Raw genomic sequence first — 13,602 nt, forward strand, 5'->3', positions numbered from 1 at the left:
CACAGGCGCAACTGAATTTAATCGACTGATTAAAAAGACAGTCGAGTGTTCGTTATCAAAATTGACGACGGCTTTTACAAACGCCGGAACCTGGCCGCTTAGCTGTCCTTGAACAGGTTATCTGCGGTCAATTCTTCCGTCGGAATTTCCCCTTCGCCTGCTTCGGCAGCCAAAGCAGCTTCTGCATCGCGTTCCGCTTGCGCCCGCTCTTCCTGCAATTCGGCGATCAGAGCTTCCTTGTCTCCGCCCAATTTCTTGTCTTCGGGAATTTCTGGCTCGATGCCGGCCTTTTTGGCAGCCTTGGCCACAACCGCATCCAGTTCGCGCTGTGAGCACAACCCCAAAGTCACGGGATCTTTCGGCACAATATTGGCAATGTTCCAGTGTTCGCGTTCGCGAATGGCGTTGATCGTCGTCCGGGTGGTACCGATCAGCTTGCCAACCTGAGCATCGGAAATTTCGGGATGATTGCGCAGCAGCCATGCGATACCATCTGGCTTGTCCTGACGCTTGGAGACCGGTGTGTAGCGCGGCCCCTTGGTCCGGCGTACCTGATCCGGGCCTTTTTGCAATACCATGCGATATTCCGGATCCGCCTCAGCCTTGGCAATTTCCTCGTTGGTCAGTTCATGCGCCTGAACAGGATCACGACCAGTATATTTCGAACCCGCCAGATCATCCGCCATCGCGTTGACTTCCAAAATGTGAATACCGCAGAACTCGGCAATCTGGTCAAAGCTCAATGCGGTGTTGTCAACCAGCCAGCTTGCGGTTGCATGCTGCATGAGCGGGGTGGAATTTTCGTTTGATGTTGCTGCGGCCACGGCCATTTCTCCATAAAATAAGGGCCGCCCCCTTGCGGAGACGGCCTTCGTATATGCTTATGTAAGCGATCTCTGGGCAATCGGCAAGATATTCATTGCGGCTGCTTACCGAAAATCGTGGCTTTCTGTTTCCATCCAGATCTGCACTCGCTGTTTCAAATGCGGCACGGCTTCTTCGCTCGCAACAAATTCTGACACAGGCATCAGGCTCCAGTGCTGCCCTTCATCGCCAAAATCGATAGCCTCCACCTGGGCGCTCGAAAGTGCGCCGACATAAAACAGGGCACCGGCTCCCGAACCGCGCCAGTTTTCATATTCTTCTGCAAGCTTCAGCGCGCCCGGCTCGAGGGTGATGCCAAACTCTTCGCGGGTTTCACGGATGACGCATTCCGTCCCGCTTTCACCGTTTTCTCTTCCGCCGCCGGGCAGATCAATCATGTTGGGAAACGGTATTTCCGGAATGTCATCGCGCCGGTAGACCAGCAAATCATCATCCGCGAAAAGGGCGACTTTGGCACCGTGAAAGTCGGTCAGCTTATCCATCAGCTATCGACAGTCAGAATGATCTTTCCAATATGGTCGCCAGATTCCATGTGGGCATGTGCTTTCGCAGCATCCGCCAGCGGAAAACTTTCGTCCATTACCGGCTTCAGACGCCCCGCTTCGACGTCCGGCCAGACATATCGATAAATTTCATCGCAGAGCAGCGCTTTACGTTCGGCAGACTGAGGCCGCAGGGTCGTACCGGTCAGGGTCAGGCGCTTCATCATGACCTGTGCCATGTTGATTTCCGCTTTCAGACCGCCTTGCACTGCAATGGTCACATGCCGGCCATCTTCCTTGAGACAATCTAGATTGCGCTGGACATAATCCCCGGCGACCATGTCGAGTATAATTTCAACCCCCTGCCCACCGGTGATCTTCTTGATTTCCTCAACAAAATCCTGCGTTTTATAGTTGATCGCATGATCGGCCCCGATCGTCTTTGCAGCCGTACATTTTTGATCGCTCCCGCACGTAACAATCACATTCAGGCCGACCAGCTTGCCGAGCATGATCGCCATGGTACCAATGCCGCTGGTGCCCCCATGGACAAGGACGGTCTCGTCTTCGCGCGCAAAGCCGCGGTTAAAAAGATTTCCCCACACCGTAAAAATAGTCTCGGGCAGCGCAGCCGCTTCTGCCATGGTCAGGCTGTCCGGTACGCTCAGGCACTGAGTTGCCGGAGCCACACAAAATTCCGCATAGCCCCCGCCATTGGTCAGCGCACAGACCTTGCGCCCCATCCATTCCGGCTCAACGCCCTGTCCCAGTGCAACCACAGTTCCCGATACTTCCAGTCCCGGTAGCGGTGATGCTCCTGGCGGAACAGGGTAGAAACCCATGCGCTGAATGACATCGGGTCGATTAACCCCAGCGGCCGCAACCTTGATCAAAACTTCTCCCGCTGCAGGTTCGGGTAAGGCCATAGTCTGTGGTTGGAGCACGTCCGGTCCGCCCGGTTCCGTAATCGCGATTGCGGTCATTTCAGATTGCAATACTTCAGATACCGTCATTTCATGCTCCCTCAACACTTGCGACCGTGTTGCTGCCATATTGACAGCATAAGCCAGTCGGTCAACATTGCATTCTCACGACTGACACAGCGAACAGGGAGAAACTGCATGGATATTGACGACGATTTGCCGAGAAGCGCCAATGATCCCTTGTCGGCGCTCGTAAAACAGGATCTCGATCCTTTTTCGGTGGATGAGCTGGAATCCCGTATTTCTCTGCTCAGAATTGAAATAGACCGCTGTGAAGCAAAGAAAAAGTTCGCCGTATCGCATCGTGCAAGTGCGGATGACCTGTTTAAAAAATGATATTGCTGGCAATCTGGTAAGGATTTGTTAACCCTGTTTCTTAATAGTCTGTTCCGATCTGACCCGAACCAGACCATTCAGGAGACGAGACACATCACTAAAGATAAACTTGGCCCGATCCTTGCTAATCCATCCCTTCCGGCCCTTGATGTTCACAACAAGGCGCATAAATAGAAGAGGAACAGATATGAAACACACGGTTCAGGCCGAAACGCCCGACAGCAACACGGCAAGATCAACGGGACACACAATCGTCCCAACAAGGAGTTAAATGCATGCCATCATTCGCAGAATCGCTGGAAAAGACCCTGCATCAGGCACTGAAGCATGCTGCCGACCGGTCCCATGAATATGCCACATTGGAGCATCTCCTCCTCGCTTTGATCGAAGATGGCGATGCATCTCAGGTGATGAACGCCTGCGGTGTCGATATTGGCGAACTGGAAGACGCGGTTGTCATCTATCTCGACAGCGAACTGGACTCTCTCAAGGTAGAAAAGTCCATCGATCCCTCTCCTACTTCCGGGTTTCAGCGCGTGGTTCAGCGCGCGATCCTTCATGTGCAATCTTCCGGCAAGGATGAAGTCACCGGCGCAAACGTTCTCGTCGCCCTGTTCTCGGAACGCGAAAGTTATGCGGTCTACTTCCTCCAGCAGCAGGACATGAGCCGTCTTGATGCCGTCAGCTTTATCAGTCACGGCGTCGGCAAGGGCGGACAGGCTGTTGATCCTGCCGAACTCTCCGGCAATGAGGAAGCTGAAGACAAGAAAGACGCCAAGGCGAAGAAAGAAACCGCACTGGACCAGTTCACGGTCAATCTCAATGAAAAGGCCAAGGATGGCCGCATTGATCCGCTAATTGGTCGTCAGGCCGAGGTCGATCGCACGGTTCAGATCCTTTGTCGCCGTTCCAAGAACAACCCGCTCTATGTCGGCGAACCTGGCGTGGGCAAAACCGCAATCGCGGAAGGCCTCGCGCTGCGCATAGTTGAAGAAACGGTACCTGACGTCTTGAAGCCAGCCATTATTTATTCACTCGACATGGGCTCGCTGCTGGCGGGCACCCGTTATCGCGGTGATTTTGAGGAACGCCTGAAACAGGTTGTTTCCGAACTGGAAAAAATGCCGGACGCCATCCTTTTCATCGATGAAATCCATACGGTCATCGGTGCCGGCGCCACCAGCGGCGGTGCGATGGATGCTTCGAACCTGCTAAAACCGGCTTTGTCGGGCGGTATCATTCGCTGCATCGGGTCAACAACTTACAAGGAATTCCGCAACCATTTCGAGAAAGACCGCGCCTTGCTGCGACGTTTTCAAAAAATTGATGTCAACGAGCCAAGTGTCGAAGACACCATCAAAATTCTCGCCGGTCTGCGTGGCGCATTCGAAGAACATCACAAGGTACGCTATGCACCCGACGCACTGAAATCCGCAGTTGAATTATCCACACGCTACATAAATGATCGCAAGTTACCGGACAAAGCCATTGATGTAATTGACGAAGTTGGGGCCATGCAGATGCTGCTGCCACCGTCACGTCGCAAAAAGATGATCACCACCAAGGATATTGAAGCGGTGATTGCAACCATGGCACGGATCCCGCCTAAATCGGTTTCGAAAGACGACAAGAAGACTCTTGAAAGTCTCGACAAGGACCTCAAGCGCGTTGTGTTCGGCCAGAATGCTGCAATCGAAAAGCTGTCCAGCGCGATCAAGCTTTCGCGTGCCGGGCTTCGCGAACCCAACAAGCCGATTGGCAATTATCTTTTCTCCGGGCCGACGGGTGTTGGTAAAACGGAGGTTGCTCGTCAACTGTCTTCGATCATGGGCATTCCGCTCAAACGGTTCGATATGTCGGAATATATGGAGCGTCACAGCGTTTCCCGCCTGATTGGCGCGCCTCCCGGCTATGTCGGCTATGATCAGGGCGGCCTGCTGACCGATGCCGTCGACCAGAACCCGCATTGCGTGTTGCTGCTCGACGAAATCGAGAAAGCCCACCCCGACCTGTTCAACATCCTGTTGCAGGTGATGGACAACGGAAAATTGACCGATCATCACGGAAAAACAGTGGATTTCCGCAATGTCATCCTGATCATGACGACCAATGCCGGTGCATCGGACATGGCGAAAGAAGGCATTGGTTTTGGCGATGTTTCCAAGGAAGATGCCAGCGACGAGGCAGTGAAAAGAATGTTCACTCCCGAGTTCCGCAACCGTCTGGACGCCATCGTGCCCTTCGCCTACCTGCCGCCAGAAGTCGTGGCGCGGGTTGTCGAGAAGTTCATTCTTGAACTGGAACTGCAACTTGCAGATCAAAATGTACACATCACGCTGGATGACGATGCCCAGGCATGGCTCACCGAACGCGGCTATGACAAACTCTATGGCGCCCGCCCGATGGGCCGCCTCATTCAAGAGAAAATCAAGCAGCCACTGGCGGAAGAATTGCTGTTTGGCAAACTGGTCAATGGCGGCGAGGTCAAAGTCCGTCTGAAGGACAAGGAGCTTACGTTCGAAGTGTCTCCCGCGGCGCCAAAGGCGAAGAAGAAAAAATCCCCGCCCAAAAAGAAAGCACCGTCCAAGACAAAGTAATTTTACCCTGAAGGTTTAGCGACCCTCGAAAAATCAAGCGGCGTGACTGGTCTCACGCCGCTTTTTTTGTGCTATGACCGCCTCAAAGAGGAGAGAGGATATGAGTTATGTTGACGGATTTGTGCTGGCGTGCCCGAAGGCGAACAAGGAGGCTTTTATCGAACATGCCAAGCTGATCGATCCGATGTTTCTGGAGTTTGGAGCAACCCGGGTCATGGAATGCTGGCAGGATGATTTATCAAAAGGCGAAACCACCGATTTCTACAGAGCGGTGCAGGCAAAGGACGATGAAGCCGTCTGCTTTTCCTGGATCGAATGGCCTGACAAACAGACCCGGGACACCGGCATGGCAAAACTGGAAGAAGTCATGGCCACAGATCCTCGCATGGATGCAGAGAAGAACCCCATGCCGTTTGACGGCAAAAGGATGATTTATGGCAGCTTCACTTCTGTCTTTTCTGCGGAACGCTAAGCTGTCACGCTTTCCTTCAGCCAATCCATCGCTTCGTCCTCTTCATCAAGGTCAAACGTGCGCATTTCAAACCGGAACAGGCCGCTGAGCGTTTCTGCGATATTTTCAATCCAGTCCGGCGCGCCGACCATGGCATAGCGATCCAGATGGTCCATTGCCTGGCGCTTGGCCTTGATCATTTCGCGATCTGCCATCAGCGCCATTTCAAAGCCCTGAAACTTTGTGAACTTTGCCATCAGACAGCGCGGCGGGTTGTCGTCGACAAACTTGCTCATGATCTGCCGGGCGACATCAAGATCGTCCTTGCGCATTTTTCCGCAAAGCTCAAAGGCCACGACATTGGGGTCATCCGTTTTCAATTCTTGCAATGACAGACCGTGGCGATCCTGCGTTTCTCCCTTGACCCAGGCGAAGGCATGGTCTGCTTCGCTCTCGTCATAAACCTGCATCTCCAGATCGTCCCTGCCAAAAAGCAGATCTTCCAGTTTCGCGATCCCCCGAATCCAGCTGACGTTTGACACGAACGCAACCCGCTCGAACTGTTTCAGCTTGCCCAATATTTCGTGAGCGCGTGTCAGGTCTCGCTTTATCGCATCGGTTTCCACCTTGAGCTCGTCACGAAGCTCAAAATAGGCACTGATCTGCTCACCGCTCTTCAGCTTTTCTTCAATTAAGTCATAGCTTTGGTCCACTTCTTCTGCAGTTATTCGACCTTCAAAAGACATTGCGATGACGTCGTCTTGCACGGGAATGATTTTCAACATGGGTGACACTCCTTTTGTCTCAAGCGCTCTGAATTGAACGCCTTTGATCAACGTTGTCCCAAACGATCACGCTGTCATTGACATGGATCATGTTGCTGGCATTTTTCAATCACTCCTGACAATATGCTGTCAGTAGGCCTGTGCCATAGCGAACTTGTCCCCAACAAAGAGAAGGAGCAAGTACATGACCGAAGCCAAACATAATCGTCTCGTATGGACCGAAATTCCGGCCACGGATTTACAGCGGGCGTCGCAGTTTTACGAAGCATTGCTGGAAGCACCGCTTGTCAAGAATGATGCCGGCCCCCAAACCATCATGATGCTGCCCTATGAAGGTGACACGTCCTCTTCCGGACATTTGTATGAAGGAAAACCGGCGACACAAGGAGATGGAATCACGGCCCATCTGGCTGTTGATGGTTATCTCGACGACGCCATGAAACGGGTGACAAATGCCGGTGGTGAAGTGGTGTCGGACGTGATCCAGATTCCGGCTGGTTCATTCTTCTACGCCAAGGATACCGAGGGCAATTCGCTCGGTATTTTCAAAAACTGACATGCGCAGAGCCGACCGCCTTTTCCAGATTGTGCAATATCTGCGGGGCGGTCGGCTTGTCACAGCGGCGATGCTGGCCGAACGGCTGGAAGTTTCGGAACGCACAATCTACCGCGACATTGCGGACCTCCAGTCCACCGGCGTACCGATTGATGGCGAAGCCGGCATTGGTTACATCATGCGCTCCGGATTTGACTTGCCCCCCTTGATGTTCAATCGCGAAGAAATCGTCGCACTGGTCACCGGCGCACGCATGGTGCGTGCCTGGGGCGGAACATCCATGAGTGCAGCTGCCGAGGAAGCGCTGGTCAAGATTGAAACAGTTCTTCCTGACAAAGAACGCAGTCAAGTCGGTGGAACCCGCATATTTGCTCCTGAAATGGGCTTGCCCCGGGCAACACGGAATCTGATCGACCGATGCGAGACCGCGGCCGAAGACAGGCATATCCTGACATTTTCCTATATCGACAAGGGCGAGATCAAAACCGATAGACGTGTGCAGCCACTCGGACTGTGGTTCTGGGGCAAGGTCTGGACGCTGGTGGCATGGTGCGAACTGCGCAATGACTTTCGCATGTTTCGCATTGATCGCATGGAAGATGTCACGGATAGCGGGCAGGTCTTTACCCATGTCCCAGAACGATCCCTCGCAGAATGCCTGCGCCAGCTCGAAGAAAAATACGGTCCCCAATAGGATCGGGCAACATGCTATTCTGCGAAAGTGGAATCCATTCGGAGCGACCGGGTCGCGTCGCTGATCAGAAAATTTGCTTCATCCGCTCGGATCTCGGCGATGATCGCGGGATCTGAAACCGCATCTCGAAACGCATCATATTCCGACTGTCCGGCAAAGTGTATTTCGGTGATGACATCAAAGCCGGGTTCCACCTGTCCGGATTCCAACTCACTATTGTCCCGATCGACATAATGGCGCTGATAATGGGCAAACATTGGCAGCAGCCGCTTGATCAACGGTGCATGACGGGTTTCGTAATAGTCGCGAAACGCGTTCGGACTGATATCCGGCTTTTTGGAAATGAGGAAAAAGTGTCTGATCATCGATCGAGCGTCCAGTCTGTCCAGTGGAGCTGACGAATGTAACCATTGCCGGGAACAAACCGAACTAACAAATATCACCTTGAAAGGCATATTCTGATGTTACTGCGCCTGTTGCTTGCTTTTGTCACCCTGACCGTATCGTCCAGTGCCTCGGCTGCGCATGACCATAGCGGCTGGGACAATTTGCTGAAACGCAATGTGGTCTCAGTTGGAGGCGGGTCATCAACGGCCGTCAATTACGGCAAGTTTCAAAAGGATCGGACCCGGCTAAAAACCTATCTGAATTCCCTGTCGTCGGTTACCCGAGCGCAGTTTAACGGCTGGTCCAGAGACGACCAACTCGCCTTTCTCATCAATGCATATAACGCCTGGACCGTGGAACTTGTCCTGACAAAATATCCTGATCTCAAGTCGATCAAGGACCTTGGATCGATCATTCGTTCACCCTGGAAAAAGTCATTCATTCCGCTATTTGGCAAAACTGTGTCACTCGACAATATCGAGCATGACATGATCCGGGGCAGCGGTAAATATAACGAGCCGCGCATTCACTTTGCCGTCAATTGCGCGAGCATTGGCTGCCCTGCCCTGGCCCGCTCCGCCTATCGTGGCGACAAGCTTTCAGCACAGTTGAACACTGCCACAAAATCTTTCTTGAGGGACCGTAGCCGCAACCGTTTGCGCGGCGGCCGGCTTGAGGTTTCGAGTATCTTTAAATGGTATCGCGGTGATTTTGGAAAAGGATGGCGCGGCGCGAACAATCTCAATCAGTTCCTCGCCATCTACGCCAATGCGCTGGGTTTGAACAAAGGACAGCAGGCGCAACTGAAGCAAGGGAAAATCAAAGTCAGCTTTCTCAGCTATGACTGGAAGCTCAATCGCACATGACACATGGAGCAACCCGGCACAAATTTTTGACTCTTGCAATAACGGGTATGTTCGCTGCCTTTCCCGCTGAAGCACAAACGGGCGCTATCCAGCGGATCAGCAATTTCGAAACCGGTACTGCGGGATGGCGCAGCATCCGGATTGACAAGAAAGTTCCCGCGACAACATTCCGCATCAGGCAGATTGAAGGTGTGACAAGCGTCGAAGCCCGCGCCAGAAACAGCATGGCGTTGTTCACTCGGCGTGTCATGGTGGATCTCAACAGGACACCGATCTTGTGTTGGCGCTGGCGGGTGAGCGATGTGGTGCGAACAGCCGACATATCGAAAAAGTCCGGCGATGATCAGGCCGCCCGTATATATATCGGACTGGACCTGCCCAATAGCAGTATTTCCCTGGGGACGCGTGCAAAACTGGCCATAGCCCGGGCACGCGGCGGCAATGATATTCCCGATGGTGCCATAAACTATGTCTGGGACAACCGATATCCGGTCGGAACTGCACGCAACAATGTCTACACCCGTCAGGCAAAGATCATCGTGGCGCAATCGGGCAGCAGCCAGGCACAGCAATGGATCACCGAACGACATGATCTGGCATCCGATATCCGAAAACAGTTTCGAACCAGAAAAGCCAAGGTCACGTCCGTCGCGATTTCCAGCGACACGGACAACAGCGGTGAAACCGTTCGTGCGGCCTTTGCGGACATCCATGCGGTTTCTGCAAGCGCCCCCTGTCGCTTCTGATCCGTTTCCGCCAAGAGCCCTGTCTCGCTCCATTGACAGCTCAAATTGTTCCCATTATGTTCTCATCCTTAAAGTGGATAGAGGGACTCAATCATGGCTTTGACTTTTTACACCAATCCAATGTCTCGCGGTCAGATTGTCCGCTGGGCCCTCCACGAAGCCGGAGCCGAATATGATCAGGTATTGCTGGATTACGATACTGAAATGAAAAGTGATGATTATCTAAAGATCAACCCGATGGGAAAGGTTCCGGCCATTGTGCATGACGGCAAGGTTGTGACAGAATGCGCGGCGATATCCGCCTATCTTGCAGACGCGTTTCCCGAAGCGAATCTGTCCCCCACAGCAGACGAGCGGGCCGATTACTATCGATGGCTTTTCTTCGCGTCCGGACCGGTCGAACAGGCCATCACGGATCGTAATCTGGGATTGACTCCGACAAAAGATCAGGAACGCTCGGCTGGCTACGGCAATTACGACAGAGTCATGGACGTGCTCGATGGCGTGTTGCAGGAACGCGAATATATATGCGGAGATCGCTTTACCATGGCTGATGTCTATGTCGGTTCACAGGTGGATTGGGGCTTGCTGTTTCAGACCTTTCCCGAGCGAGAAAGTTTTACGGCTTACGCAGAAAGACTCCGGGCCCGGGAAAACTATCAGGCATCCAAAGCCATCGACGCTGCGTTGATGCCCGAAAATCCGGGCGGATAGCGCTTTCAACAGCAAGAAAACCTGTCAGTAAGGCGCGATTGAACGACTTGCTCGATAATTTTATCTGCCCACTGTAACCAGAACCAACTTTCCTTCGAAGCTGCTTATGAGATCAGCAAGGTTCGCTAGCTGAACAGAAGGAAGGACGAAATCATGAAAAACCGGATTGCAACGACGGCCTCAATATTCAGCGCAACTGTGATGATGCTGACTGCATCCCCTGCGATTGCAGATGATTCTGCGGTGGACACGGAGAGCATGACTGAAGCCATGGCACCATCAGTTCCGGTCGCAGTTGACCTTCCTATTGCTGGTTTTGATCTGAAAGCTGTATCGGGTTCGCAAAATTTTGATTTCATGGCGACAGCAGCTAAGAAAAATCAACCGGGATACCGAATTGATAACCAGCCATCCCCTGCAATTACGCAGCCAACTTCAGGCCTGACCAGCTTGCTGGTACCGGAAGAATATTCCTATCGGTCTTCGGAACAGGACAGCGGCGTGTATCCCGTGATACCGGGCCGGTTTCTCTCCAGCTCCATCCGCGCTGACTATCTGACCGACACAGGACCTGCTGCGCGCGACAAGTCGTCCGTCGGCCTCCGCCTGCCCTTCTAGAAATACCCCCTCTCTTTCAGCACTCCCTCATCCTCAAATGCTGAAAGAAAAGGCCAGATGGTGCGAACCATCTGGCCTTTTTACATTCGGGTAGAAACACGCAGACTGTGACTAGTTCTGTCCTGTCGGCGTTGCCCCGCTATACTGCACGCGCCACGCTTCGAGATCTTTCTCATATTGCTCATATGCTGCGTAAAAGTCTGTAAATGGTCCTTCCAGCTGAGGCAGGGCTGATGCTGCAAAATCATTCAAACCAGTCGAAGGAGTAACGATGGCGCGCTGGCTAACTTCAACTGCCTGGTCACAAAAAGGCCGACGCAAGGGAGAGAAGGACCAGTAATTATACAGACTGGTTTGATGCCGGTCATGCGCAGATTTGTAGCCGCTTCCGATATCCCTGCGAAATTTCTGGATAATCGCATTGTTGGCTTTCCGTAGATGGCTTTTGTTGTTGGTGATGAACGCATTATAATCATCGACAAGACGCGCATATTGCGGAGCCGTACAACTGAGCGCAGCGACATTCAGCGCCGCACGAACATGCCAAAGGGTTTCCAGCGGGCCAAGATCACGGTTGATGGTCTGGCGCAAGCCATCCGCCCGAAGGGTAGGTACAATTGTGTTCGTGCTTGCACCAAAAGGAGTAGTCGGCGCACGCGGTGTATATTGAGGCTGGACAACAGGGGCTGCAGGCGGTGGCGGCGGTGCAACCTGCTGACAGGCAGCCAGAACAGCGACCGAGCCAGCGGCTACGGTCAGCCGCAATTTACGGAAACGGGGCAACATATACTTCTCCCAAAACAACATGATTATTTCCTATGAGTCAGGAATCCCGTTGTCCAGCGATTACAAGGCCGAAACGATCAAGCGGACAAAAGAAAAGCCCGGTGGTTTCCCGCCGGGCTTTTCCGAAACTTGTCAGAATGCCGTTTCCGGCGATATGAGCCTATTCTTGGCTGCCCATGAAGGTCAGCAGGAACTGGAACATGTTGATAAAGTCCAGATACAGGCTCAGTGCGCTCAGCACCACGGTCTTGCCGACCATGTCCGTCCCGGCGACATAAGCGTACATGCTCTTGATCCGCTGTGTATCGTATGCTGTCAGTCCCGCAAAAACCAGGACACCGATGGCACTGATAACAAGATGCATCATGGAAGACTTAAGGAAGATGTTGATCACCATCGCGACCAGTAGTCCGATCACACCCATTATCAGGAAGCTGCCCCAACCGGACAAATCCTTCTTGGTGGTGTAGCCGTACAGGCTAAGGCCCAGGAAAGCCGCTGAAGTTGCAAAGAATGTCTGCGCGATCGAAGTCCCGGTATAGACCAGAAAAATCGTCGACATTGACAGTCCCATCAATGTTGCAAAGCCCCAGAACATCGCCTGCAATGCTGGAGTCGAGAATTTGTTTTGTCCGAAACTCATCATCAATACGATCGCGAGAGGCGACAAAATAATCAGCCATTTCAGCGGTCCGCCGCCAAACATGATTTCCGCTGCCATGCCGGAACTTGCAAACAACATTGCAACAATACCGGTGAGCAATACACCGCTTGCCATGTAGTTATAGACTTTGAGCATGTAGGAACGCAGGCCTGCGTCATAGGCAACATCGGATTGTGATGCGGTGCCAACAGGCGTGCCTTGCATTGTGGTTCGTGGGTCTGGCCAGTTAGCCATAACAGTCATACTCCTCAGTTGATCGGCCGATACCCGGCCCGGTTAGCTATAATATCGGTTGATTTCGTGCAAAATTCAAGGGAAACCGCACCAGATTGAAAGAAAATCTCATCCGCACTTGATAGATGTGGTCTATCAACTTTTACAGAAATCATTTGTTAACCAGCTTGGAACTCCGAATGCCTGCACCAGCGCCCAGCATCACACTCTACGAATATGGCCCTTCCCGCTCCGCGCGCTGTCGCTGGACGTTACTGGAAGCCGGCTTGCAATTTACCTCGATTGACGAAGGTCCCGCGCTAGTCGGCAGTGACCGGCTCAAGCCCTTTCACCCGCTGAAGAAAGTTCCGGCTGCAGAAATTAATGGCAGACCGCTATTCGAATCTGCGGCCATTTGTACGGCTGTCGCAGATCTGGTACCGGATCAGCAGCTCGTCGGGCCTTCGGGTAGCTGGCAGCGCGCCGAGCATGATCAGTGGGTCAGTTTTACACTTTCCGAGATGGAATGCTGGATCTGGAACACTGACATGAACACGCGCGTTTTACCTGAGGAAAAGCGTATCAGCGCCCATTTACGCCAAAATGGCGCGCTTTTCCGCCGCGGTGCGCGGGCTATGAACACTTATCTTGAAACGTCCGACTATCTTGTCGACAACCGGTTTTCCGTGACCGACATCATTGCCAGCTTCACCGTGCAATGGGGACGCAGCCAGGGCCTGATTGATGATTTCGGGAGTCTGCACGCATATCTGGACCGTCTATCTGGACGTCCGCACAGCACGTTAAAAGCGGTCGGACAAATTTGAACGACTGTCGGT

17 protein-coding genes are annotated in these 13,602 nt (G+C 52.9%); 10 read left to right on the top strand and 7 right to left on the bottom strand.

The genetic code is table 11. The features are described 5' to 3' along the window. Positions 1-98: 98 nt before the first annotated feature. From ABJI30_RS15720 to ABJI30_RS15730, 3 genes are all read right to left on the bottom strand, one after another. Positions 99-785 (bottom strand): DUF1013 domain-containing protein, encoded by a 687-nt coding sequence (locus ABJI30_RS15720; RefSeq protein ID WP_348017844.1) that lies wholly within the window; start codon positions 783-785, stop codon positions 99-101. A gap of 144 nt (positions 786-929) precedes the next feature. After that, positions 930-1,367 carry an NUDIX hydrolase gene (locus ABJI30_RS15725; protein ID WP_348017632.1) on the bottom strand — a complete coding sequence of 146 codons (438 nt, stop codon included), beginning with the start codon at positions 1,365-1,367 and terminating at the stop codon, positions 930-932. Then, the gene (locus tag ABJI30_RS15730; RefSeq protein ID WP_348017633.1) at positions 1,367-2,380 is read right to left on the bottom strand and encodes an NAD(P)H-quinone oxidoreductase; all 1,014 of its coding nucleotides are present in this window, start codon (positions 2,378-2,380) and stop codon (positions 1,367-1,369) included. Before ABJI30_RS15730 ends, ABJI30_RS15725 begins: the two co-directional genes overlap by 1 nt. Positions 2,381-2,488: 108 nt before the next feature. Between ABJI30_RS15730 and ABJI30_RS15735 the strand changes: the two genes are divergently transcribed. From ABJI30_RS15735 to ABJI30_RS15745, 3 genes are all read left to right on the top strand, one after another. Beyond that, a complete protein-coding gene (locus ABJI30_RS15735; protein ID WP_348017634.1) occupies positions 2,489-2,686 on the top strand; it encodes a DUF1192 domain-containing protein in 198 nt (65 codons plus the stop codon). A gap of 275 nt (positions 2,687-2,961) precedes the next feature. Continuing rightward, the gene (gene clpA / locus ABJI30_RS15740; RefSeq protein WP_348017635.1) at positions 2,962-5,283 is read left to right on the top strand and encodes an ATP-dependent Clp protease ATP-binding subunit ClpA; all 2,322 of its coding nucleotides are present in this window, start codon (positions 2,962-2,964) and stop codon (positions 5,281-5,283) included. Positions 5,284-5,383: 100 nt separating this feature from the next. After that, complete coding sequence (locus tag ABJI30_RS15745) at positions 5,384-5,755, top strand: DUF1428 domain-containing protein (protein WP_348017636.1); 372 nt, start codon at positions 5,384-5,386, stop codon at positions 5,753-5,755. Here ABJI30_RS15745 and ABJI30_RS15750 read toward each other — a convergent pair. Then, positions 5,752-6,519 (bottom strand): STAS/SEC14 domain-containing protein, encoded by a 768-nt coding sequence (locus ABJI30_RS15750; protein ID WP_348017637.1) that lies wholly within the window; start codon positions 6,517-6,519, stop codon positions 5,752-5,754. The genes ABJI30_RS15745 and ABJI30_RS15750 overlap by 4 nt on opposite strands. 184 nt (positions 6,520-6,703) lie before the next feature. Here ABJI30_RS15750 and ABJI30_RS15755 point away from each other — a divergent pair, with 184 nt between their 5' ends. Both ABJI30_RS15755 and ABJI30_RS15760 read left to right on the top strand, forming a co-directional pair. Beyond that, complete coding sequence (locus tag ABJI30_RS15755; protein WP_348017638.1) at positions 6,704-7,075, top strand: VOC family protein; 372 nt, start codon at positions 6,704-6,706, stop codon at positions 7,073-7,075. Between the two features lies 1 nt (position 7,076). Continuing rightward, entirely contained in the window at positions 7,077-7,769 is a 693-nt protein-coding gene (locus ABJI30_RS15760; protein WP_348017639.1) for a YafY family protein, read from the top strand. Between the two features lie 14 nt (positions 7,770-7,783). Here ABJI30_RS15760 and ABJI30_RS15765 read toward each other — a convergent pair whose 3' ends face one another. Then, on the bottom strand, positions 7,784-8,134 hold the full coding sequence (locus ABJI30_RS15765; RefSeq protein ID WP_348017640.1) for an EthD domain-containing protein: 351 nt from the start codon (positions 8,132-8,134) through the stop codon (positions 7,784-7,786). Between the two features lie 96 nt (positions 8,135-8,230). On the opposite strand from ABJI30_RS15765, the gene ABJI30_RS15770 reads away from it, so the two are divergent. The 4 genes from ABJI30_RS15770 to ABJI30_RS15785 all read left to right on the top strand — a co-directional run bounded on the left by ABJI30_RS15770 (position 8,231) and on the right by ABJI30_RS15785 (position 11,100). Continuing rightward, positions 8,231-9,022 (top strand): DUF547 domain-containing protein, encoded by a 792-nt coding sequence (locus tag ABJI30_RS15770; protein WP_348017641.1) that lies wholly within the window; start codon positions 8,231-8,233, stop codon positions 9,020-9,022. After that, a complete protein-coding gene (locus tag ABJI30_RS15775) occupies positions 9,019-9,768 on the top strand; it encodes a DUF3047 domain-containing protein (RefSeq protein WP_348017642.1) in 750 nt (249 codons plus the stop codon). The genes ABJI30_RS15770 and ABJI30_RS15775 overlap by 4 nt, the downstream gene beginning before the upstream one ends. 93 nt (positions 9,769-9,861) lie before the next feature. Beyond that, positions 9,862-10,482, top strand: a complete 621-nt coding sequence (locus ABJI30_RS15780) for a glutathione S-transferase family protein (protein ID WP_348017643.1) — start codon at positions 9,862-9,864, stop codon at positions 10,480-10,482. A 153-nt stretch (positions 10,483-10,635) separates the two neighbouring features. Beyond that, complete coding sequence (locus ABJI30_RS15785) at positions 10,636-11,100, top strand: hypothetical protein (protein WP_348017644.1); 465 nt, start codon at positions 10,636-10,638, stop codon at positions 11,098-11,100. A gap of 111 nt (positions 11,101-11,211) precedes the next feature. Here ABJI30_RS15785 and ABJI30_RS15790 read toward each other — a convergent pair whose 3' ends face one another. Together ABJI30_RS15790 and ABJI30_RS15795 are read right to left on the bottom strand one after the other, a co-directional pair. After that, positions 11,212-11,886: a hypothetical protein gene (locus ABJI30_RS15790; protein WP_348017645.1), complete on the bottom strand. Its 675-nt coding sequence runs from the start codon at positions 11,884-11,886 to the stop codon at positions 11,212-11,214. A gap of 160 nt (positions 11,887-12,046) precedes the next feature. Further along, positions 12,047-12,784 carry a Bax inhibitor-1/YccA family protein gene (locus ABJI30_RS15795; protein WP_348017646.1) on the bottom strand — a complete coding sequence of 246 codons (738 nt, stop codon included), beginning with the start codon at positions 12,782-12,784 and terminating at the stop codon, positions 12,047-12,049. 179 nt (positions 12,785-12,963) lie between these two features. Between ABJI30_RS15795 and ABJI30_RS15800 the strand changes: the two genes are divergently transcribed. Beyond that, complete coding sequence (locus ABJI30_RS15800; protein WP_348017647.1) at positions 12,964-13,590, top strand: glutathione S-transferase family protein; 627 nt, start codon at positions 12,964-12,966, stop codon at positions 13,588-13,590. Positions 13,591-13,602 lie beyond the last annotated feature (12 nt).

Source organism: Parasphingorhabdus sp. (assembly GCF_039968395.1).
Classification (GTDB): Bacteria; Pseudomonadota; Alphaproteobacteria; order Sphingomonadales; family Sphingomonadaceae; genus Parasphingorhabdus.